Source organism: Vibrio algarum (genome assembly GCF_028204155.1).
Classification (GTDB): Bacteria; Pseudomonadota; Gammaproteobacteria; order Enterobacterales; family Vibrionaceae; genus Vibrio; species Vibrio algarum.
In genome coordinates, this window is sequence record NZ_JAQLOI010000003.1 from 923,965 (window position 1) to 947,658 (window position 23,694).

General features: G+C 40.7%; 18 protein-coding genes and 2 pseudogenes. 9 read left to right on the forward strand and 11 right to left on the reverse strand.

Features of this window, described 5'->3' with window-relative positions:
- Positions 1–38: 38 nt before the first annotated feature.
- The 7 genes from PGX00_RS19530 to malK all read right to left on the reverse strand — a co-directional run bounded on the left by PGX00_RS19530 (position 39) and on the right by malK (position 8,578).
- The gene (locus PGX00_RS19530) at positions 39–2,312 is read right to left on the reverse strand and encodes an ATP-binding protein (protein WP_272139695.1); all 2,274 of its coding nucleotides are present in this window, start codon (positions 2,310–2,312) and stop codon (positions 39–41) included.
- An 11-nt stretch (positions 2,313–2,323) separates the two neighbouring features.
- On the reverse strand, positions 2,324–3,136 hold the full coding sequence (locus tag PGX00_RS19535) for a phosphate/phosphite/phosphonate ABC transporter substrate-binding protein (protein WP_272139697.1): 813 nt from the start codon (positions 3,134–3,136) through the stop codon (positions 2,324–2,326).
- A 73-nt stretch (positions 3,137–3,209) separates the two neighbouring features.
- Entirely contained in the window at positions 3,210–3,899 is a 690-nt protein-coding gene (locus PGX00_RS19540; protein ID WP_272139700.1) for a P-loop NTPase family protein, read from the reverse strand.
- The gene (locus PGX00_RS19545) at positions 3,899–5,971 is read right to left on the reverse strand and encodes an SLBB domain-containing protein (protein WP_407702420.1); all 2,073 of its coding nucleotides are present in this window, start codon (positions 5,969–5,971) and stop codon (positions 3,899–3,901) included. The genes PGX00_RS19540 and PGX00_RS19545 overlap by 1 nt, the downstream gene beginning before the upstream one ends.
- 46 nt (positions 5,972–6,017) lie before the next feature.
- Positions 6,018–6,854: an OmpA family protein gene (locus PGX00_RS19550; protein ID WP_272139702.1), complete on the reverse strand. Its 837-nt coding sequence runs from the start codon at positions 6,852–6,854 to the stop codon at positions 6,018–6,020.
- Positions 6,855–6,890: 36 nt separating this feature from the next.
- On the reverse strand, positions 6,891–7,217 hold the full coding sequence (locus PGX00_RS19555; protein WP_272139704.1) for an STAS domain-containing protein: 327 nt from the start codon (positions 7,215–7,217) through the stop codon (positions 6,891–6,893).
- 242 nt (positions 7,218–7,459) lie between these two features.
- Positions 7,460–8,578, reverse strand: coding sequence for a maltose/maltodextrin ABC transporter ATP-binding protein MalK (gene malK / locus PGX00_RS19560; protein ID WP_272139706.1), 1,119 nt, complete (start codon positions 8,576–8,578; stop codon positions 7,460–7,462).
- Positions 8,579–9,361: 783 nt separating this feature from the next.
- Here malK and malE point away from each other — a divergent pair.
- The 3 genes from malE (at position 9,362) to malG (ending at position 13,133) form a co-directional block, all read left to right on the forward strand.
- Positions 9,362–10,543, forward strand: a complete 1,182-nt coding sequence (gene malE / locus PGX00_RS19565; protein WP_272139708.1) for a maltose/maltodextrin ABC transporter substrate-binding protein MalE — start codon at positions 9,362–9,364, stop codon at positions 10,541–10,543.
- Positions 10,544–10,662: 119 nt separating this feature from the next.
- Positions 10,663–12,231 carry a maltose ABC transporter permease MalF gene (gene malF / locus PGX00_RS19570; protein ID WP_272139710.1) on the forward strand — a complete coding sequence of 523 codons (1,569 nt, stop codon included), beginning with the start codon at positions 10,663–10,665 and terminating at the stop codon, positions 12,229–12,231.
- A gap of 11 nt (positions 12,232–12,242) precedes the next feature.
- Positions 12,243–13,133 (forward strand): maltose ABC transporter permease MalG, encoded by an 891-nt coding sequence (gene malG / locus PGX00_RS19575; protein WP_272139712.1) that lies wholly within the window; start codon positions 12,243–12,245, stop codon positions 13,131–13,133.
- A gap of 76 nt (positions 13,134–13,209) precedes the next feature.
- Here the strand turns inward: malG and PGX00_RS19580 are convergent, their stop codons facing one another.
- Together PGX00_RS19580 and PGX00_RS19585 are read right to left on the reverse strand one after the other, a co-directional pair.
- Positions 13,210–13,461 (reverse strand): hypothetical protein, encoded by a 252-nt coding sequence (locus PGX00_RS19580; protein ID WP_272139714.1) that lies wholly within the window; start codon positions 13,459–13,461, stop codon positions 13,210–13,212.
- 180 nt (positions 13,462–13,641) lie between these two features.
- Positions 13,642–14,127 carry an acyl-CoA thioesterase gene (locus tag PGX00_RS19585; protein ID WP_272139716.1) on the reverse strand — a complete coding sequence of 162 codons (486 nt, stop codon included), beginning with the start codon at positions 14,125–14,127 and terminating at the stop codon, positions 13,642–13,644.
- 145 nt (positions 14,128–14,272) lie between these two features.
- Between PGX00_RS19585 and sbcD the strand changes: the two genes are divergently transcribed.
- From sbcD to PGX00_RS19615, 5 genes and pseudogenes are all read left to right on the forward strand, one after another.
- The gene (gene sbcD / locus PGX00_RS19590) at positions 14,273–15,505 is read left to right on the forward strand and encodes an exonuclease subunit SbcD (RefSeq protein ID WP_272139718.1); all 1,233 of its coding nucleotides are present in this window, start codon (positions 14,273–14,275) and stop codon (positions 15,503–15,505) included.
- Positions 15,502–16,148, forward strand: a pseudogene (locus PGX00_RS23065) (AAA family ATPase); the annotation flags it as partial. The gene sbcD and the pseudogene PGX00_RS23065, both read left to right, overlap by 4 nt.
- 2,434 nt (positions 16,149–18,582) lie before the next feature.
- A pseudogene (locus tag PGX00_RS23070) lies at positions 18,583–19,206 on the forward strand (SbcC/MukB-like Walker B domain-containing protein); the annotation flags it as partial.
- A gap of 9 nt (positions 19,207–19,215) precedes the next feature.
- A complete protein-coding gene (locus PGX00_RS19610) occupies positions 19,216–20,484 on the forward strand; it encodes a histidine kinase N-terminal 7TM domain-containing diguanylate cyclase (protein WP_272139726.1) in 1,269 nt (422 codons plus the stop codon).
- A 116-nt stretch (positions 20,485–20,600) separates the two neighbouring features.
- Positions 20,601–21,134, forward strand: a complete 534-nt coding sequence (locus PGX00_RS19615; RefSeq protein WP_272139728.1) for an acyl-CoA thioesterase — start codon at positions 20,601–20,603, stop codon at positions 21,132–21,134.
- Positions 21,135–21,246: 112 nt separating this feature from the next.
- Here the strand turns inward: PGX00_RS19615 and PGX00_RS19620 are convergent, their stop codons facing one another.
- Positions 21,247–21,798: a hypothetical protein gene (locus tag PGX00_RS19620; RefSeq protein ID WP_272139730.1), complete on the reverse strand. Its 552-nt coding sequence runs from the start codon at positions 21,796–21,798 to the stop codon at positions 21,247–21,249.
- A 143-nt stretch (positions 21,799–21,941) separates the two neighbouring features.
- Positions 21,942–22,664, reverse strand: a complete 723-nt coding sequence (gene nfsA / locus PGX00_RS19625; RefSeq protein WP_272139732.1) for an oxygen-insensitive NADPH nitroreductase — start codon at positions 22,662–22,664, stop codon at positions 21,942–21,944.
- Positions 22,665–22,939: 275 nt separating this feature from the next.
- On the opposite strand from nfsA, the gene PGX00_RS19630 reads away from it, so the two are divergent.
- Positions 22,940–23,686, forward strand: coding sequence for a transporter substrate-binding domain-containing protein (locus PGX00_RS19630; protein ID WP_272139734.1), 747 nt, complete (start codon positions 22,940–22,942; stop codon positions 23,684–23,686).
- Positions 23,687–23,694: the final 8 nt, after the last annotated feature.

A 23,694-nucleotide genomic window follows, 5' to 3' on the forward strand; every position in this document is an offset into this window, starting at 1 on the left:
CTATAGGCCATATAAAAGTTTATTCCTGTTATATCTTATTAAAATCCTTGTTCTTTTCTTCTATGCAGTGCGTTTAAAGAGCCTTGTGCAACAGAGTTTAGGTTTTCTGTGATTCGTTTTACTTCTTGGTATTTGTTTTCAATGCATAGGTTTTCTATCTCTCTTGCCAGTTTTGCAAGGGCAGTATTACCTAACGCGAGAGAAGAACTTGTTAACGTATGTGCTTCAAATTTCAACGTCTCAAAATCGTCGTTGTTTCTTGCTTCAAGCATGATACTGATGTTTTTTTGTGCTTCATCTATATAGTGTTCGATCAACATTGGCATCACTTCTGCACTGGTATCTTTGACCATCTGCATTAACGTTGACTCATTAATAGTGAGTTCAGCATTGGGTGATGTCGCTTTCGAGCTCATGGATTCAGGATCGTTTGAAAGTCGTTCGTTAGGTGATAAAGATGGCATGACCATTTCATCTGTCTGGGCTACATGTTTATTGAGCGTATTAATTAGACTGGAAAGATTAACCGGCTTTGATAAGTAATCCGTCATACCAGCATTGATGAATTTGTCTTTATCACCCGGTAACGCATGGGCTGTGCATGCAATAATGGGTAAACAAGATTTGGTGTTGTTGTCGGAATGACGAATGATATCACTGGCTTCTAGGCCATCCATATCTGGCATGGAGATATCCATGAAGATAATATCGTATGTGTTGTCGTATGCCATTTGAACGGCTTCAATTCCATTATTAGCAATATCTATCTTTAATCCTATATGCTTAAAAAGGTTCTGAATAACGAGTTGATTAGCCTTGTTATCTTCTGCCACCAAAATTCGACAGCCAGAGCAGGTGGGGTGTAAGTTATCAGGTCTTGAGTTGGATTCTAGGTAGTCACTGCTTGACGCATATTCGAATGGTAGATGAAACGTAAAACAACTTCCTACGCCTTCAGTGCTTTCTACGGTTATTTCTCCGTCCATTAAGTCTAGTAATTTCTTACATATCGCAAGACCTAATCCAGAGCCTTCATAATGACGTGAGAAGGATTGATCAGCCATGGTAAATTCATCGAATAGATAATTCAGCGATTCAGCAGGAATGCCTATGCCCGTATCAGTGACCTTGCAACTAACCTTAACCTTATTGTCAGATAATTTTGTGCTAAACAGCTCTATTTCAATACTACCTATTTCAGTGAATTTGAGAGCGTTGCCGATGATGTTAAGTAGAACTTGTTTGTAACGATTTTCATCGCCGATGAGGTGCTCAGGAAGGTGATTGGATTTTAGATTTAAGTTAAGACCTCTGTCTTTTGCTATAGGGGCAATGTTATTGATGACAGATTGAGTTGAATCGAGAAGATTGAATACTTTCCTATCGATGGTTACGTTGTTAGATTCCATCCTAGAAAAATCGAGAATATTATTAATTAACGATAACAGAAAGAGTCCAGAATCTGTCGCCACATTAACTAACTTTTTTTGTTCATCGTTTAGGTCTGTTTGCTTGAGTGAATTAAGTAACCCCACGACGCCATTCATCGGTGTTCTTATTTCATGAGACATAGATGCAAGAAAGAGGCTTTTACTTTCATTTGCTTTTTCTGCCTGATTTCTTGCCATTTTGAGGTCTTTATAGCTCTCTTCCAGGTTTCTAGACATGGTATCAAATGCATTAGCCACTTCACCAAGCTCATCGTTTTGCTTAAGATTAATTTGATAACCGGGTCCTTTTTTACTGACGGTGTGTGCGGCTTTTCTTAGTTTGACTAGATTTTTAGTCAAGTAGGTTCCAAGTACAAATGAAAATAACGCAACAAGAACAACTTCTAAAGAAGCGATGCTAATAATCGCCTGTTGAGCGTCATCTAACATATCGCTAATCGCGGTGGTGGCAAAACCTATTTCGACAGAACCATAAATGGTTCCGTTGCTTTCTATATTGATTTTCGTGTCAAAAACCCCATCTTTGACGGACCGTAAATCACTATCAATCTGTTCGACTTTTTCTAGAAGTTCTATATTGCCGCCAACGGATAGCGTATCTCCATAGCTTTTTACTCGGACATATAAAACATCCTCTAAAACCATAATGTCATTTACGAGATCATCTAATGTCGCTAGATTGGTCGTCAGCACCGCATCTTTAATTGCATGTGAAAACATGGTTGTTGTTGCGTGAGCTCTTTGCAATAACTGTTTCTCATTAGAGTCGCTTAAAAATGACATAGCGCTAACAACTAGAATCACTAGAAGAAAGATTTCAATGGCTGCAATACCAGCGATTGTTTTGTTACGAAGATTCATCTTGTCGCCTTTTACTTCGCCTGAATTAGGTTAAGATTCAGAGCGCGGACATCGTCCCAATCACTGTTTTTTGCAGGCATAAATGCCTTGATTTTTAGCGGTTCTAAAAGGGCTTGGCCTTCAGGGGTGTTGGCTAGGTTAGAAAAAAATGTTTGAACTTGAGCGTTTAATTTAGGATCAATAGATGGATGTGCCGCAATCGCGTGAGGCGTGTAGCCCTTAGTCGTCCAGATAGGGTTGAGTTGATCTCTAATTTCAGGGTCCATCGCATTAAAGGTTCTCATCACCCCTCCACCAGCTGGGAAGAAACCTCGGGCTATTGATAAGTAAACAGAGTCATGAGAAGAAACATATTTAGATGTGAAATTTACATTGGCTTCTTTTAAGTGTGCTTGCGGGAGCACCGTGGCAGCAAAAGCCGCAGGGGCTGGAAACGCAAGCTCGGTATTATTGAGTTGTTCTAAAGAGGTAATGTTACTGTCTTTTTTTACAACAATTATGCCTTTGATTTTTTTATCTTTTGCCTTTGCTACTGCTTGATATCCCGGGGATTGGTTAAAAACTACAAAATGGTAAGGATTCATGTAGGCAAAAGTGTATTCGCCTCTCGACAGGTTTTTCTCGAAGGTTGGAATATCCGAAGTAGTTTTAAATACAAACTCGTGCCCCGTTTCTTCTGAAAGCGCTTTTAAAATAGGCGCCCACTGTTTAGCCAGTCGACTTGCAGACTGTTGAGGCACAATACTAAAAGTATAGTGATGAGCAAAAACAGGAGTAGAAAGTAGCATTATCAAGGATATCGCGATGGCTCTAACTATTATCATTATTAATTCCTATCAATAATCTTCATCTTTTCAAATGGTTGTAGTATCAGTTTAGGTAATAATCCATCTTTTACTATATTGAGATGGAAAGAAAGTGGTTATTTCTTATTTTGTTTTTTATTACGGTTCGCCATTTTTCAGGCAGTAAAACCAGTCTGCTTACTTCACGACAAAGTTCAAATATTAAACTCGGTTGTTCTTTTGTGTTTAGGACAGTACCTAGTAATTGAATTTGGTTCGAGCCAAGCATTTTTATCGCCTGAACGATGTCGTGCTTGTTCGTTACACCTGCCAATACAGTTAATATGGTGTGGTCGCAAGCTGTTGCCACAATCTGAGCCGGAATATTGCCCTTATTTACGTTAAGCAAAGGTGAGGTGTCTATGACGATGCGGTCAAACTCTTTGCGCCAAACATCTATATTCCTTTTCAGATATCCCGGTCTTTTATAATCTAGCTGTTCTTGTGAATTGATAGGAGAAGGCACACCGGTAAAGCATTGTGTTGAATTTGCATGTTCTAACCAAAATTCATTTTTCTCTAGGGATGGGATATCTAAGATATTGAAACTTGGTTTGTGCACATTGAGATCAACAATTAACGTGCGATACCCCGCGAGTAGGTATCTCTCTGTCAAAGCGATGGCTAGCGAAGTGACCCCCTCACCAGATTGAGTTGACGTGATACATAAAGATTGGCAGTGAGCCAATTCAGCCTGTATGAATATCTGCTCTATTTCAGCGTGCGTAGCAGGAATCGTCATTAGATTGCTCCTATCAATACAATAGTGGTTGCGACTTGAAGGACATCTTTAAGCCCTAGTCGAATTTTTTCCGCTAGGCTTTCTCTTCTATCAGGAATATAAATTGTGTCTCCTGCGCGGATCACCGGCAGATTTCTAAAACTGGCTGACTTGCTAAATTCGATGAGGTCAAAGGTACGTGCTTGACTTTGGCTTGTAGAAATATTCACGACGCTGATTTTTTCTAAGTAGGCATCTTCACTTGGCCCGCCCGCTTCTGCCAAGATATCTAAAATCGTCATCGAGTCGTTGAAAACATACCTGCCGGGATCATTGACTGCTCCTAACACTCTTACCGTGCTTTCTTTTGAACGTTCTAGCCAATTTCGGTTTTTTTCAGGGATGTAGATTGTATCGCCTGTTGTGACTATAGGGAGTAGTGATTCGTCACCCGTTTCAAAATACAGTGATAGGTTTAATTTACTTACTTTTGAATAACTTTTATCTCTGTGCGTGACACGAATATTGTGAATGTCTGCGTCTTTGGTTGGGCCATCTGCAGCGGATAGAATATCTAAAAAGTGCATTTCTTCTGTGAAACGATAACGTCCCGGTGCATTAATTTGGCCAAATACATAGATAGACGCGTCCGAGCTTTGTCGAACCCATTGAGACTTATTGTCGGATGGGTCCTGTGGAAGGTCATGAATACGGATGATTGCGCCAGCTGAAATGGACGGTTGATCCGACTGCTTGGCACCTGCTTTGATAAACTTATCCAGATTGAAGGTCTGTAATTCTCGTGTTCCTGTTGCCATATTCGTTGAAACAACCTCAATCTTTGTGGTATCTGCTCTTAAAGTTGGTCCTCCAACATGAGCAAGTAGATCCATAAAGTCCATTTCGTCAGACCATTCAATTCTGCCGGGTCTCACTACTTCACCAATAACGTTGACCGCACGGTTAGGGGATACTTTTAACCATGATTTCTCATTCATGTCGGTCTTTTCAGGTACAAAAATAGCGTCGCCGGGCATAATCGCTGGTGGACGATTTGCGCCAATTCCTTCTGTGTAAGCCGTCAGGTCAAATTTAATTACCTGACCACCGCTTTTAATGACGCGTATTTGTCTTGATTCAGCAAATCTTGTGGGTCCACCCGCATTGGCGAGAATATCCATAAAGCTAGCGCCTCGTTTCCCTTCGTAAGCGCCCGGAGCCGCAACTTCTCCCATAATGTAAACGGTATTAGCACCCGACTTTATCTCTTCTTCCTGTTTTGGCACAAAGATAGTTGAGCCAGGCAGCAGAACAGGTAACAGATCATTGTCGCCAGAATCTAGATATCTTTTAAGGTTAAATAGAATAGGATTGCTATTAGTGATGACTCGGATTTGCTCAACACTTGCATAGCGGGTAACGCCCCCTGAGCGCATCAGAATGTCGACTAAACTTGCCTCTTCAGTGTATGAAAAAGACCCCGGAGAATTGACCTCGCCAAAAACCTTAATTGCCGATTTCGGGTCTGAACTATCTCCTGAATTTGCTTGAGACAATGGATTGAAATCTTGTTCGATATTGCCAACTAACGGTGAAGCAGGGACAAAAATAGTATCTAGAGATTGAAGTTGAGGTAAAACGCTATTGTTGCCGGTATCGAGAAAATTTTTGTAATTGAAGACGATAGTGTCGGTGGCCCGCTTTAGCTGTATTTTATCAAGTTGCGCCCCGGTTCTAAGGCCTCCGGCAGCGGTTAATGCTGCTTGAATACCGGCATTGTGCATAATGGTGAACTGACCAGGAGTTTTAACATATCCTTGTACTTTTACTATTAACTGTTTTTTAGAGACATAAACATCGGCATTACGTAGATCTCGAAAGGCAACGGAGAGACGTTCTAAAACGACTTTTTTTAGTTGAGTATCATCGTACCCAGCAACAAACACAGCCCCTATTTCTGGTAGTGTGATATTCCCTTTTTGATCAACTTGAAAGCCTTTATTGAGCGTTTTTTCTCCTGGTAGATTGACCTGAATACTGTCACCTATGCTTATTGTCTCATTCGAATCTGCACGAGATAGAGAAGAAAAAATAGCAGAGTTAAACTCAGTAACGTACAGACAAATATACTTATCGTTTTCATAATAAGCCCCTTGGATTTGTGGATGCGCTTGTGTTGCTCTTTGACAGTATTTCTACGCTTACTCTTCGGTTGGTCAATTGGACCGCGGCTGTATCGCCTTGAAAAAGTGGAGCGCTAGATCCAAGGGAGCTTGCGTTGATTCTCTTAGGATTCAAACCGAATATCGAGAGATAACGTTTAACCTGATTAGCTCTATCTAAGGCGAGCTTTTCGTTATAGTCGACACTACCGGACGCATCAGCATGACCGGTAATCGAGAGAGTGAGTTCGTTGTTCTCATCTAATATATTGGCGGCTTGAGCGAGATTCCCCATATATTTTGGATTGATTTCACTTGAGTTGTGAGCGAACTGATTATCTACGTTTAATAAAGTGAAGAGCGTATTAATAGTGGTCAATTCTTGTTGTTGATTTTCTTGGTTATTCGGTGGTGTACAGTCTGCCTGACTGGTGACATAGGTTAGTTGCTGTTCTAGCTTATTGAGGCTTTTTCTTTGGATGATGAGGTCATTAGCTGCATCAAGCAGCAAGTTTCCTTCTAGTTCTCGAGCGATTCTATTTTGTCGTTCTTGATTTTGTACCACAGCAGCAGGAAAACACCATTTGGCCCCTTCTTGTACTAACATATCAAGATGAAGCTTGTTAATTTGCCAGTCGAATCGTAGCCCATGCTCTGGCCCTAATGGTTCATCGGGTAGTACCGGAGAGAAGCCAGCAGAAAAGTCATTTTCCGCCAACCCACCACTTCCTTTTTCTGGATAGCTACTGCTACAGGCAGCAAGAAAACTAATGCTGCAAAGAATGAGTAAGTGTTGATAGAAATTATTTTTCATGCTGGTTTCTCCCTTATGTCTAAATGCGGTACACCTTTAAGCAGCTTCTCTTTTCTTGTTCACAGAAATGGCTTGATTGATTCGTAGCAAGGTAATAATTTCAAGTGGTTGTCCATGCACATTCTCGATGCACATCTTTCTTTCTCTTTCTATTAAGCGTTTGTACATATAAACGATGGCACCCACTCCGGAAGAATCTAAAAATGAAACATGTTTGAGGTCGATTTCTATTTCTGGGTGATTATCTTCGGTAAGTACTTGATCGATGTGGGGAAGCGCTTCTTTGCTTCCATTTGCATCAAGGTCTCCCGAAAGTTGCAAAGTAAGAAGGGTATTATTAGCGTCTATTTTTCTAAGTTCCATGACCGTGACTCTCTATGCATTGTGGATGTACAGAGGTTAACGCATGTACCGTGCCACATTATAACGTCATGAAAAGTATGGAATAAAAATGAGATTCTTAAAAAGAAAAAATAAATAAAAAAAGAATTCTCAAATTGAGAATCGATTTGACGGTGGGCTAAAAAACAAAAAACCTTACATTACATGTAAGGTTTTTAAAGTCGGTAGAGCGTCTTAACTATGATTTAATCGAACTCAAAAGTTTAATCAAAATCAACACCGTTTTCTTTGTGTAATCTTCGGCATGCTCTGCCATCACTGTGGAACAAGTGGCAACGATGAGCGGATAAACCAATAGAAAACTTATCGCCTACCTCTACTGGTAGCGTATCCGGTGCACGATAAATTACGTCGGCGTCAGCACTGTCTAAGTGAAGGTAGATTTGTGTTTCATTTCCGAGCTTCTCGACGATTTGTATATCACCTTCAATTGCCGCATCGGCTTGTTCGGCATTAAGCAAGTGTTCCGGGCGGATGCCCAGTGACATGCGATCACCTTTGTTTACGGTAGTACCGTCAACTGGAATCCAGAGAGTATTCCCATTTGAAAGTTGAACTAACACACGCTCTGCTTCAACATCTTCAATGTGAACGCTCATAAAATTCATCTTAGGAGAACCGATAAATCCAGCAACGAAACGGTTTTCAGGGTAATGGTATAACTCAAGAGGCTTGCCAACTTGAGATACAAATCCATCATCCAACACCACGATTTTATCGGCCATTGTCATTGCTTCTACCTGATCGTGCGTAACGTAGATCATAGTGCAGCCGAGTTGACGTTGTAGCTTGGTGATTTCGCTACGCATATTAACTCGTAAAGCAGCGTCAAGGTTCGACAGTGGTTCATCAAGTAAGAACACATTAGGCTGAGAGACAAGTGTTCGACCGATGGCAACACGTTGACGTTGACCACCTGAAAGCGCTTTAGGTTGTCTTTCTAATAGGTGAGCAAGTTGTAATATTTCAGCGGCATGGGAAACGCGTTTGTCTATTTCAGTCTTGTCTGCTTTTGCTAGTTTGAGACCAAATGACATGTTGTCATAGAGGTTTAAATGAGGGTATAGGGCATAAGATTGGAATACCATGCCAACGCCACGTTTAGAAGGCTCCACGTCATTCATGCGTTCTTCGCCAATATACAAGTCACCTGATGTGATATCTTCTAAACCTGCAATACAGCGAAGCAAAGTAGATTTACCACAACCCGATGGACCAACGAAAACAACAAATTCGCCTTCTTTGATTTCTAGATCAACATTTTTGGAGATCAGTACGTCGCCATAAGCTTTACATACATTCTTTAACGTGACGCTCGCCATGTAGCTTGTCCTCGATTAATTTTTTGTTTCATCGTCTTTTACTAATTAAATAGTATGCTAGACAATAAAAAGTAGGAAACAATTTTGAGTAATTTACTTAAAAAATAAGGTTTTAGTAGCATCGATTTTGGTAAGAAAAAATGGGCGATATTGATTCTGCATAAGTCAATCATCACCCATTAGTGCCAAAAATAAATAAGTAAGGATACCCCCACATAATTCCAAAAATATCCCCCGTAAACTTCTATTTTTGGACGTGATTACTTATTTATCCGGCAACGTAAGCCAGTGTTCGTCTTAGTCGGACTACTGGAAAATACACTTACCTCTACTCAATACATCCACCACAACTAACTTTCAACTTACTTTAATCTTATTGTGAGACGGCTTTTTATCGCCACTTATAATAAGTTCTCTTCACTTGATAGTTAGTCATTACTCTTGGATATGCTCAGTTTCTTTCAAAAACACTACTTTTACATCCTCCATTATAAATAATTTTCAGGGGGAGTAGAGGGGGATGAGGCGTAGGGGGCATAGAAATACAAAACAAGATCTACTTCAAATAAAAACAGATGCAAAATGTGCTGGTTATCTCATTTTGTTACGATTTTGTGAGCTGCTTCTCGTGTCGAAGCTGATGACGATCACGAAAATATCCCATACTATCTGGGGCGTAGAAAATAGGATGATGATTAGTCGTTAGTATTTTTACATTATATACCTCGAAATATGGCTTAACATCTGAAAGAGCCCTACATCTCACATAAAAAGGATATAAACATGAAAAAAGCCCTTAGCACTGTTGCTGTGTGTACATTAGCCGCCCTTGGTTCACTAAGTGCAAATGCAGCCATTGAAGAAGGTCAACTAACAATCTGGATCAATGGTGACAAAGGCTACAATGGTCTAGCAGAAGTTGGTAAGAAGTTCGAAGCTGATACGGGTATTAAAGTGACGGTTGCTCACCCTGATGCGCTTCAGGACAAGTTCCCACAAACTGCGGCGACTGGCGATGGTCCAGATATCGTATTCTGGGCTCATGACCGTTTTGGTGGTTACGCAGAAGCGGGTTTATTAGCGGAAGTTAAACCATCTACAGAAATCCAAGATGGTATCGTAGACTTTGCGTGGGATGCAGTTAAGTATGATGGAAAGCTGATCGGTTACCCAGTAGCAGTAGAATCTCTATCTCTTATCTATAATAAAGATCTAGTCCCTACGCCACCTAAAACTTGGGAAGAAGTTGAAGCGTTAAACGCGAAACTTCAAAAAGATGGCAAAACGGCGATCATGTGGAACCTAAAAGAACCGTATTTCACTTGGCCATTAATGGCTGCAGATGGTGGTTACGCATTTAAATACACGTCATCTGGTTACGATGTAAAAGATGCCGGTATTGCTACAGATGGCGTTAAAGCTTCTATGAGTTTTGTTAAGGGTTTAGTAGATAAAGGCGTTATTTCTGCTGATATGGATTACTCAGTATCTGAAGCCGAGTTCAATAAGGGCAACACAGCAATGACTATTAATGGTCCTTGGGCGTGGGGCAACATTGAGAAATCAGGTATCAACTACGGCGTTACAACGCTTCCTAAATTCAACGGTCAATCTTCTAAGCCATTCGTTGGTGTACTAACGGCTGGTATTAGCACAGCGTCACCTAACCAAGATCTTGCGGTAGAGTTTATTGAAAACTACCTGTTAACTAACGATGGTCTGCGTATGGTGAATAATGACAAGCCTCTAGGTGCGGTTGCTCTTAACTCTTTCCAGAAAGAATTAGACAGTGATCAACGTATCGCGGCAACAATGGACAACGCAATGAATGGCGAAATTATGCCTAATATCCCTCAAATGGGTGCGTTCTGGGGTAGTGCAAAAAATGCCATTATCAATATCGTAGATGGCCGTCAAACGGTTGATGCTGCACTTTCTGATGCAGACAAGCAAATGACTAAGTAACAAGTTAATAAATAGGACCTATAGTTTATATCGCTATACAACTGAAGGTTCTAACCTTTTTTAGGAGAGGGTAACCTCTCCTTAGTTTTTTTATTTTTTTATCGCTAGCAGGTTTTCTTATGCAGTCAGTTCAAGGTACAGATGCAATGTCATCTGCCGCATTACCTTCAAGTCAAAAAGTGTTTATCAAATGGGCATTATTGGCATCGGTAGGTATTGTGAATGGCTATGCCACAATTCTTATGTATTCTCGCGGTGAGCTCGCATTTGCGCTGCTTACTGTGGTATTAACCGCTCTGGCCCTTTATATTTTTGGTAGTAAAAAGACTTACGCACACCGCTATATTTATCCGGGTGTAGCAGGAATGATTCTCTTCATTCTCTTCCCTCTTGCTTACACTGTCGGTCTAGCGTTCACAAACTACAGCGCTAAGAACCAATTGTCGTTAGAGCGAGCACAAACTGTATTACTGGATAGAACGTATCAAAGCGGTGATAGTTATCCTTTCAATCTTTACAAAACAGATAATGGCCACAGAATAGTTATTACAAAAGGCGACCAGCTGTTAGCAACCGATGAATTTATATTAGAAAGCTTTTCAGCCAGTGAGCTTGACCTTACTCCTGTGTCAGACGTTCAGGGTGAGAAAGAGAAGATAAAAACCATAATTCAAAATAAATCTTCTTTAGGTAATGTTGATCTGAACATGCCTGATGGTGCGGATGTCCGCATGAGTGGCCTGCGTAAGTTTGCCTCGGTTGTTTCGCTGTATACGTTGCAAGATGATGGTGAATCCATGATCAATAACAAGACAGGCGAGACATTAAAACCAAATATGGATGTTGGTTTCTATCAAGCTATTGATGAAAATGGGGCGTTTATTGGTTCAACGGTCTCTCCTGGGTTTATCGTTAATATTAATACGGCAAATTTCGAACGCGTTTGGAAAGACGACGGAATCAAAGAACCATTTATTAGTATCTTCATTTGGACAGTTGCCTTCTCAGCGCTAAGTGTTGGGTTAACACTGGTCATTGGTCTTGTTTTAGCAAGTATCGTCCAATGGGAAGCGTTGAAAGGTCGCGCAGTGTACCGAGTGCTGCTTATCTTGCCATATGCTGTCCCTGCGTTTATTTCTATTTTGATCTTTAAAGGTTTATTTAACCAAAGCTTTGGTGAAATAAACATGGTGTTAGAGACCATATTTGGATTGAGTCCAAATTGGTTCTCAGACCCTGTTCTCGCTAGGGTTATGGTTGTTGTAGTGAATACTTGGTTAGGCTTCCCTTACATGATGATTCTTTGTATGGGTCTGCTTAAGGCGATTCCAGATGATCTTTATGAAGCATCGGCAATAGATGGGGCAGGGCCGTTGAAGAACTTCACTAAGATAACGCTTCCTTTGATGCTTAAACCGCTGACTCCGCTACTTATTGCTAGCTTCGCGTTTAACTTCAATAACTTTGTAATGATCTACCTGTTAACCGGTGGTGGTCCAAACATGATTGGTACTTCTGAACCTGCTGGCTACACGGATTTACTGGTAAGTTATACCTATCGTATTGCGTTTGAAGGTAGTGGTGGTCAAGACTTTGGTCTAGCTAGTGCAATTGCAACGCTTATCTTCCTATTGGTTGGTGGTCTAGCACTATTTAACCTACGATTCACTAAACTATCACAGGATTAAGGAGCAATATCATGGCAATTGTACAAGGTAAAAACTTGAAATATCGTGTATGGGCAACCCATATTGCTCTATGGGTATTCCTATCAATGATTATTTTCCCACTGTTGATGGTTATTGCTATCTCATTTCGTGAAGGTAACTTCGCAACGGGTAGCTTGATTCCTGAAAATCCATCTTTAGAGCACTGGAAACTTGCGCTAGGGTTCTCGGTGACTAACGCAGATGGTTCAGTGACACCACCCCCATTCCCTGTCCTATTATGGTTGTGGAATTCGGTAAAAGTGGCGGCTATTTCGTCTATCTTCATCGTTGCGTTATCAACGACATCCGCATACGCATTTGCGAGAATGAAGTTTGGTGGTAAGAACACTATCTTGAAAGCGATGATGATATTTCAGATGTTCCCTGCCGTATTGGCATTGGTAGCTATGTATGCTTTGTTCGATAAGTTAGGCCAGTACATACCTTTCCTTGGGTTGAATACGCATGGTGGCCTGATTTTCTCTTACTTAGGTGGGATTGCATTGCACGTATGGACTATCAAAGGCTATTTCGAGACTATTGATAATTCCTTAGAAGAAGCGGCTGCACTTGATGGAGCGACGCCATGGCAAGCATTCCGATTGGTTCTGCTTCCTCTATCAGTGCCAATTCTAGCGGTTGTGTTTATTTTGTCGTTTATTGGTGTTGTTGGTGAAGTGCCGGTTGCATCGCTATTGTTGTCTGACGTAGATAATTACACACTTGCAGTGGGCATGCAGCAGTACCTCTATCCACAAAACTACCTATGGGGTGATTTTGCAGCGGCAGCCGTCTTGTCTGCAGTCCCTATTACAGTGGTATTCTTATTAGCACAGCGTTGGCTGGTCGGTGGTTTAACCGCTGGTGGTGTTAAGGGATAGTACTTAAGAAGTAAAAGAGCGACGGTAAAGTCGTTCTTTTACTTTTATATTGTTCACAAACTTACTTCGTTTCGCTCTATAGCTCTCTACTTGAAGGCGCGCACCCAACGTACTGCATCAATACATAGATACTCTCTTCGTGTAGAGCCACTTTTCTGAAAAGGTCAGCAAAAATACCATCACCACCGAAGCAAGTCTGTATATAGTGGTTGATATCGTCGCTTTGATAACCTTCTACGTACATAGTACGTACCCACTGATACTCAACGGCACTTGGATTACCAATGGTGTCATCGCTTAATGTGATAAGAGAGCGGTCATCTATCAATTGAAACCCTGCTATTATTTTGGAGCGTTTTCTAAAGGAAACGTTATCGATATATTTTTAATGGTTTGAGAATTAAAGCAGAAAAGCGTTAAAGAAAAATGACAGTGAAAAAAGAAAAAGTCGCTAACCTCTGTTTAGAAGTAAGCGACTTTTTAAGGCGATGCACTATTGCTCGAATGGTTATCTAAGCATCTTTACATGCATCTCCATCTCTTCGCCAATCTCTTTGCGCATATTCATCAGCTTAATAGCAGAATCACGAAGTTTGATATCTTCTTCTGTTTCCGGAATCCACTCAGGTATTTTGGTGGGTTTACCGTTCGCATCTACTGCAACCATTATGACGATACAGTGTGTTGTCAGCGTCTTATTTAGCTCTTTTGGGTCACTGGCCTGAACGTCTAATGCAATATGCATAGAGCTTGTACCGGTATAAATAACCTTAGCACTGACTTCTACCAAGTTGCCTACGTGGATAGGTGCGACGAAGCGAATACCACCAGCATAAGCGGTAATACAGTATTTTCCACTCCAACCTGCCGAGCATGCATATGCCGCTAAATCGACCCACTTCATGACTGCACCACCGTGCACTTTTCCGCCGAAATTGACATCTCCCGGTTCTGCTAAAAATCGGAGTGTAATATCCCTTTGCTGTTCGGCCATTCTCATTTCCTTATTATTTTTGATTGCGCGTTAAGTATCAAACAAAAATCAGCCACTTAAAAGGGCTATTCGTTGTATGAAGGCCACATAGTTGGCACAATTGAACAATCAAGAGCTTATAGCCTTTAAATAATAAGAACTTTCTATGCGAATTCTCCATACCTCCGACTGGCACTTAGGACAGTCCTTCTTTACTAAAAGCCGAAAAAATGAGCATCAAGCGTTCATTATTTGGTTACTTGACATGGTTAAAGAGCAGCAGATCAATGCTTTGATTATTGCAGGGGATGTATTTGATTCAGGGACACCTCCGAGTTACGCCCGAGAGTTGTATAACCGATTTGTCGTACAACTTAACGCGTTGGATTGTACCTTGGTGGTCTTAGGTGGAAACCATGATTCCGTTTCAATGCTCAATGAATCTAAGCCTCTTGTTGAATGTTTGAATACGCATGTGGTCGCAAATACCTCTGACGATTTAGATAGTCAGATTATAGAACTAAAGGCTTCTGGCGAGACAGGTGCCTTACTGTGTGCGGTTCCATTTGTAAGGGCGAGAGACGTAATGCAAAGTGTTTCGGGGTCTTCTGGCAATGACAAACAGAAGCAGTTGGGTGACGCGATTAAGGCGCACTATTACGCCCTTTACCAAAAAGCAGAGCAGATTAAACAAGAGAGAAATCTGCAAGTACCCATTATTACTACTGGGCACTTAACGGCAATAGGAGTGACGAAAACCGATTCAGAACGAGACATTTATATCGGTACACTCGATGCCTTTGCAGCAGACGGTTTTCCTCCTGCTGATTATATTGCGCTTGGCCACATTCATCGTCCACAAATTGTGGCGAAATCTGAACATATTCGTTATAGCGGCTCACCTATTCCTTTAAGTTTTGATGAACTCAAATCCAACAAACAGGTAGTGATTGTAGAGTTTGAAAAAGAGAAACGAGTCGGGATAAAAATTGAAGAAGTCCCCACTTTTCAGCGAATGGAAGCGATAAAAGGGGACTTGGCAGAGATAGAAAAGCAGCTCCAAGCCTATCGTGATGTTGTAGATGATGAATCGGTATGGCTTGCTATTGAAGTAGAGGTACAAGACTTTCTTTCTGATTTACAGCAAAAGGTACAGGTATTGACAGAAAATCTTAATGTTGAAGTGTTGCAATTACGCCGAGCAAGAGGCCAGCAGAACCCTAGCTTAAAGCAAGAGCAGTTAGAAACCCTTGCGGAACTTACTCCCTTCGATGTGTTTGAAAAAAGGCTGGAAGGCGAGGTTTTAGATAGCGACGGCAGTTCGGAAAGGTCTACAAGATTAAGGACGCATTTCAATCAAATAGTCGAAGAAGTTGAAAACGGAGAACAGAGCGAATGAAGATTTTAAGCTTACGTTTTCAAAATTTGAACTCCTTAAAAGGTGAGTGGAAAATTGACTTCACTCAACCACCTTTTTCTGAATATGGTTTATTTGCTATTACTGGCCCAACTGGCGCAGGTAAAACGACAATATTGGATGCAATTTGCGTTGGGTTGTATCAAGAAACATCACGTTTGGGGCCGATCACCCCTGCAAACAATGAATTGATGACTCGTGGTACGGCTGAATGTCTATCCGAAGTGGAGTTTGAAGTGAAAGGCAAAGCTTATCGTGCCTTTTGGGGAATGAAGCGGGCTAGAGGGAAAATAGATGGGAAACTGCAACCAGCAAGCGTTGAACTAGCTGAAGTTGAATCGGGTAAAGTACTTGCCAACCAACTGAAAAAAAGGAGAGCTTGTTGAGTCTATCACTGGCCTAGATTTTGGTCGATTTACAAAATCCATGTTGCTGTCACAAGGACAATTTGCTGCGTTTCTCAATGCAAAAGAGTCAGAGCGAGCCGAGTTACTCGAAGAGTTAACCGGAACGGAGATCTACAGTCAGATTTCCCAAAAGGTACATGAGCACTATAGCCAGGCTAAACAAGACTTGGCAGAACTCGAAGCGCAGGCGAAAGGGGTGCAACTGCTTAGTGAAGAACAGAAAAAAGACCTCATTACGGAATATGACGCTTTAAGTGAAAAACAATCACAACAGAAAAACCGCCTTGAAAAACTAGAAGCGAATTTTAACTGGTATGTAAATCTTGAAAAATGCACCATCGAGAAAATGGAAGCGCAGGAGAAACTAGATGGTGTAAAACGCAAATTAGAGCAAGCTAAACCTGATTTAGATAAGCTTTCTAGCAGTGAGCCAGCAGAAAAAATGCGTCCTTATTATGGAGCTCTGAAAGAAGCGAGTGCTCACTTACAACTTATTAATGAACGTCTCACAGATAAGCAATATACGAATCAAACAATCGTTAGTCGCGTCACGGAACTTGAACGGATTAACGTTAAGGCAAATGAAAAGCAAACGTTAGCAAAGCAAGAAAACACCCAGTTAGAAGGCTTAATAAATCACCAGATCATTCCTTTAGATAGTCAGATAAAACTAGAAAATAGTAACCTTGAAGGAATAAAGAAGCGGGTTGCTGAACAAAATGAGCAGTTTGTTGGTTTTCAAAATATTCAACAAAGAGCGCTTACGGATCAGAAAGAAGTAGAGAAGACGATAGCGGTACTATCTCAATATCAAAACGACCACAAAGCCGACGCATTGCTTAATCAATATATGGCCAAATGGAATGAGCAGTTAGGTCAGATAGAACGTCATTCAGTGAATCTACAGCACCAGAAAAAACATATTTCGCAGTTAGACCAGCAAATAAAGACATTGAGTGATCAAGGAAAATCAAAAGAGAAAAGCCTATCAGAAAGTGCAGCGGAACTTGAACAAAAGAAGCAATTAGTTGCTCAAATCCAATTAGATAAACAAGCTTTACTATCGTCTTCGAATATTACCGACACACTTGCTCAAGTAGAGATGCAACTGAGTACACTCAATCAACATATTTCTATCGCCCAGACGTTACATGGTTACCAGACCCAATGGATAGGGTACGAGACGGAAAAACGAGAGAAACTGCGGTCTAAAATTGATTTAGATGCTCAGATAAAAGAAAAAGAGATCCAACGCACTCATCTTAGAGAACAGTATCGCTTACAAGATAGTTTAAAAAAATCCTTAGAAGAGCAGGTTAAGCAAGAAAAAGCCTTACTAGAACAAGAGCAGGTCCTTGCTATCTATCGCAGTCAACTTGAGGTGAATTCCCTTGCCCGCTCTGCGGTTCAATAGAGCATCCATTTGCTGACCACAGTAAGCAATATGACGTGTCCGCCAAGCAGATCGAATTGGATAGGGTTGTCGCTGAACTCAATATTACGCAATCAAATGGCGTAAATCTAAAAGGTGAAATTGACTCTCTAACTCGTCACATAGACGATACCGATAAGCGGGTTATTTGGCTTGAAAATGAACAGACAACGCTATCTCAGCTATGGCAGAAAACGGCAATAACGATAAGCTACTCAGATCCAATTGCAAATAATCAAGCGTTAAACACCTATGCATTGGAATTTGAAACTAAACGCAACAAATTGTCGGACTTTACCGTGCAATTTCGTCACGTAGAAGACCAACTATTTAAGGCAAGAGAGAGTGTGTCTCAATCAGAGCAGGCGCATCATCAACTCGATTCATTGGTTAAATTGCACCAGCAGCAAGTGGAGCATGAACAAAAAACTCGAGATGAAGCACAACGGCAGCTTGAGAAGATAGACTCTGAAACTGAGCAGCAGCGACGTTCATTAATAAGCCATATTTCTGATTGTGGTTATGTTATCGAACCACAGACAGACTTGTTCTCTTGGATTGAATTCAAGCAAGAGGATTTTACGAAATGGCAAACGAATGAGTTGCGATTTAATGAGAGTCAAAAAGAGCTTGCGGCACTGCAATCTAACCTAGCGGTTCACCAGAATAGACTGTCAGATATTGAGCAAATCCTCGCTGTTGAAAATAAGCAGTTGAGTGTTCAGGAACGAAAACTTAACGATCTAGTCGATAAGCGTCAGGAGATCTTTGGCGAAAGAGTGGTGGAACAGGAAAGACAACGTAGTTTGCATGCACTCGCTCAATCAGAACAAGAGCTGGCTAATGCTCAAAAGAACTTTCAGCAAGTGCAGCAAGAACAAAAGGCAATTGAAGGTGAACTGAAAATTATTAACGCGAATCTACAGGCAGCAAAAGAACAAGCTGAAAAACAGCAGGAACAATGGAACGCATTGCTAGAGCAGAGTCAGTTTAGCTCTACGCAAGCATTTGAGCTTGCGTTACTTGACCATGAAGAACGAACCCGTTTAACCGAGATGAAACAGACTTTGGCTATGGCTTTGGAAAGAGCACAGGCCATTTTGGATTCAACAAATAAGCAGTGCGAAATTCTTTTAAGCGACAAGCAGGGACAAGAATACCAAAAGGCCGATAAAACGGAAGTTGAACAACGTTTAGTGGAACTAAAAGAGTTAATTAGGCAAGTGACTAAAAGAGAGGGTGAATTAGCAAACGAGCTTCAGTCAGACCAACGTCGCCGTCAAGAGCAACAGGCTCTTTTTGATGAGATAGAGAAACAGACCGCTTCTTATGAGGATATCCAATATTTACACTCTCTTATAGGGTCTAGCAGCGGTGACAAATTCCGAAAATTTGCCCAAGGACTCACTTTAGATAACTTGGTATATCTAGCCAATCGTCAATTATCTCGTTTGCATGGTCGTTACCAATTACAACGCAGCAAAGGTGAAGGGTTGGAGCTTTCGGTTGTAGACACGTGGCAGGGTGATGTAGTGCGCGATACAAAGACGTTGTCAGGGGGTGAAAGCTTTCTAGTGAGCCTAGCATTAGCGCTTGGATTATCTGATCTCGTTAGTCACAAAACTAGTATAGATTCTTTGTTTCTTGATGAAGGCTTTGGCACATTAGACGCTGAAACGTTAGATTTAGCTTTAGACGCGTTAGATAGCTTGAATGCATCAGGTAAAATGATTGGCGTAATAAGTCACGTTGAGGCGATGAAAGAACGTATTCCTGTGCAACTTAAGGTAAGTAAAAAGAGTGGTTTAGGGATAAGTGAATTAGATTCCACTTATCGGCTATAAGGAAGCGGTATGGTACAGGTATTATCTTTACCTTTGATTGTCACTTCTAGTATCAGTTTGATACTAGGGTTATTCTTCATGCTTTTATTTTATCGCCTTAGGTCTCGCTATGATGAATCGGTGCAATATTACTTTGTATTCTCGTTATCGGCTCTGGTTAGTGGTATTTTTTTAGGGGCTTTTGCTGTACTCATAAACTCAGGTGATAATCTAGATTATCTTAATATATCCAATCGGTTAGCTATCATTACCTCTATGTTTACCATTGTTTTGGGCTTGCATTTCTATGTGTCATTCTTTGACTATAAAGCCCCGGTTTTCCTTAAATGGTGCTATGCCATATCTACGATTTTCTCACTGTTATCTTTGGTTCCTAATCCATACTTTCTAGCCAAGGAGTTCCTTTCAACATCAGAATATTATACTGGGTTGGTATATGGCCCGCTGTTCCAACTTTGGGGAGTTTGGGTATTAATATTGGCAGCGTACTGCATCACTATTCTTGTTCGGGTTTATTTACGTAAATCTAGAAGTGAAAAGAATCAATCTATGGGTACGGTGCAACTGCTTTTGGCTGCTAGTACGATTTGGATGATAGCGGGTGTTTGCGATACGCTAACCGGAATACAGGTCGTAGATCTACCGCCTTTAACCTGGGTGGGTTCTTTTTTAGTTACTTGCTGTATTGCCTGGATTTTGGTTCTTCATATAGATGATCTTTATGAAGATCGGCGTCAAATGAGCAACCGTCTTATGTATGATCATCTGACACAGGCTTTCTCACGAAGTTACTTTGAGATTCGTTTTTCTGAAGAACTTAAAACACTGTCACGAAGTGATTCCATCCGTTTATACGTGTGTATATTTGACCTAGATGATTTTAAAACGGTTAATGATCATCATGGCCATATAAATGGAGACGAATTGTTGAAGGGAATTGCTAGAATTACAAAAGAAGCGATTCGCCCCAGTGACTGTTTTGCTCGTTTAGGTGGTGATGAATTTGTTCTTCTTCTTACTGGTTTAGAGGAAGATAATCAAGCATTTACCATTGTTGACCGTATCCGAAATAATATTCTTGAAACGCGATTTGGTATCGGTCCTGATAAATTCAGTGCTTCATGTTCTTTTGGTATTGTAAGTGCAGGGCCAGAACACGTGATGATTCAAGATCTCTCGAAACAATTGTTATCCTATGCAGATCAAGCTCTCTATTCCTCTAAGCACCAAGGTAAGAACACGATTAGTGTTTCTAATTTGCCAATGTTCACAGACTGATGTTAATGACTTGTATTTAGAATGTTAACTCTATAGTGTGTAGCAAACTTATATTATTTTCATAATATAAGTTAAGTAAGTTAGAAAAATAATAACAGTTTAAGGAAAAGCTGAATATGTATCCGTTTTTACGTTTAGCAAAAGTGATGTGGCAAGCCAAGCGCAACACGTCCATTCATGTTACTGACAAAAGTGAAATTTCTTTTTCGTGCCATCCATGGGATCTCGATATTTTTAATGAGATGAACAATGGCCGAGTGCTTACTCTTTATGATTTGGGCCGTACTGAGTTGGGTATTCGTTGTGGTTTGATGAACGTTCTAGCGAGTAAACGTTGGGCTTTGGTCGTGGCGGGCAGTTCGGTGCGCTATCGCAAACGCGTTCATATGTTTCACAAAGTAAAAATGTATACACAATGTGTAGGCTGGGATGATAGATGGATGTATGTCGAGCAATCTATGTGGGTTGATGGCCAACCATGCTCATCGGTGTTAATTCGAGCCGGCGTGACCTCCAAAAATGGTTTAATTGCACCACATCAAATACTAGAAGCTATGGATGAACCGGTAGAATCCCCAAAGTTACCTCTATGGGTTACGGAGTGGGTTGAATCAGAGCAGCACAGACCTTGGCCACCTATTGGGCAATAGAAGAAGGTAATATTTAACGGTATGGATAATAAAACCGTCCTATTTTGGATATACGCAGTTAAGTGGATCTTCAGATAAAGAGCTTCTTGAGATCGGATTCCCTTTCATTGTGTTATTTCGAAAGCTCTTTCGTTTTCACAAAAAATTCTAGCTCAGTGTAATAGTGAGCTTTTGTTACTTTGAGGCTCTCTATTAGCTCTTTGGTTTTTTTGAGGTTGCTTGCTGAACGCTCATAGTTTTTGTAAGCTATTTTGTAGTTATCATATTGATCTTCATCGTAACAATACTCAGCTAACTTCTCCCAATTGTGTTCTAAGTTTCGTCCATCCTTTTTTATTATTTTCAGGTGAGTATTGAATTTTTCAATGCGCTTTATCTGCTTGTTGGTGTTAGCGATAAATCCTTCAACAGATTTTCTGTCCACATCATTATTCATATTCCACATGGATGAGTACTCTTCTAATGAGTATCTATTGTGGATAAACGCTGATGCTTTGGTTTTTATTTCATATTCATCAATTTCCTTAACCAGTCGGTTGTAGCTCCTTGCAGATTCGTTGAATAAAGTGCTCAGCTTATTCCAGTTACTATCAATACAGTAAACACCAGCGTTTGCACTGTGCGCAAAAGTGAATATCAGAATGCCCAATAGTATTTGTTTCATTTTGGAGTTATCTCGTTCCTACCTTCAATTTGTTTATATTAAGGCATACTGTGCGCGGTTTCCTTGAGGTTTATCAGCCAAACGTGGCGATGATAAAGATATCAACGCCTGTTGCTTCAATATGGCGTTCTAATATGTCCTTTTTATCGCTTAATCAGGCCTTTTCTATTCAAATAAGTAAGGATATGCGGGCGAGACTCGCCGGATAGCTTAGCGGTTATTTCCTGCGACCAGCTGCTTTGTTTTTGGTTGCTAGAGCGATTCGCATAGTAGCTTTGCATAGACTGGTCGTAGTTTTTAATATCATCTAAATTTAGTGATTGATATTGGTTTTCGTGTATAACGACGTGAGCAGGTAGGCGGGGCTTTACTTCAGGTGTTTGGTCAGGATGACCCAAACACATGCCAAACAGTACAGCGGTATTGTCGGGCAGGCCAAGAAGTTCATCGACTTCTTGAACCTTGTTTCTCAAACCGCCGATGTACACGCCACCCAAACCTAATGATTCGGCTGCCAATAAACAATTTTGCGCCATGATGCCTGAGTCTACCGCACCAATTAAAGTCAGTTCCGCAAAGTCGGCTTGGACTTCTGGGTTTATTAGTGCGTGGCGCTGATAATCGATGCAAAACACTAAAAATTCTGCAGCACTTTCTACATAAGCTTGATTGCCCGCATATTGAGCCAACAGTTGGCGCTTATCTTTGTCAGTGACTCTTATTATGGATACAACCTGTAACAGGCTAGACGATGACGCAGCAAGTCCAGCTTGAATAATGGTGTCCAGCTGGTGTTGTTCTATCGGTTGTTCTGTATATTTTCGAATGGAACGGTGGCCTAGCATGGTTTCAATCGTGCTGTTCATAAGTCTAAAACAGTCCTTGTGGTTATGATGATGAGACAAATTACAATAACGATATTTGTTGCTAAGGTAAACTTAAATGAAACGATCATTAGGTGGTCATTAGACGTATCTTTGGGTTAATACTCAGTTACTCGAATAATAGATACGTTAAAGGTTTATAAAATTGTGATGAATGTAATTGAGGTGATCTTTATCATTGAATTCAATGGTTGAACGAGAAACTTAGTTGCTTTTACCTAAAAAATAAGCCAATTTTAATAGTATGGTTTTTAGACATGGAAGTGAATCATTTGAAATATGAACTACTATTTTTGGGTTTATTTTTATTCAGTGGCTCAGTGCTAGCAAAGGAAGGACTTGTATTTTATGTCGTCGATTATCCTCCTTATATGATCGTTAATGAGAAAAACGAAGTATCTGGAATGGACGTTGATGTTGTTTCAGCCGCCTTTAAAGAGAGTGGACAGTCTGTCGCTTTTGGCGTATTGCCGTGGAAGCGTGTAATGAAGCTTATGCAGGTTGGAGAGATAGCCGGCGGACTTTCGTGCAGCAAGCGTAAAGGCAGAGAGACTTTTATGCTTTTCAGCGACAATATTAGTGAAACTAGGCAGGCTGCTATCACTCGAAATGGAATGGATACGAGTAAGATTAAAAATCTAGATGATTTGAAAAATCATAGCGTGACAACCGTTTCTGGATGGGGGACTGAAAATATGCTTCGGGATCGCCAAATTGATTATGTTGAATCTAAGGATATACGCTCTGGATTGGTCAATGTGCTTCATCGCGGCGTTGATGTTCTATATGGACCAGAAATACCCGCTAAGCACAGTGCAAAAATGATGGGAGACAATACTAGTATTAAAGCCACATATTTAGATGACATACCTTCAAACAAGCTTCATTTATGCATTAGTAAAGGATACCCTAATAGTGAAGAAATTTTAGAAAGCTTCAATAATGGCCTCGCAATTATTAAACAAAACGGTAAGTATCAAGAAATACAAGCGACGTATTTTTAACTGAATAT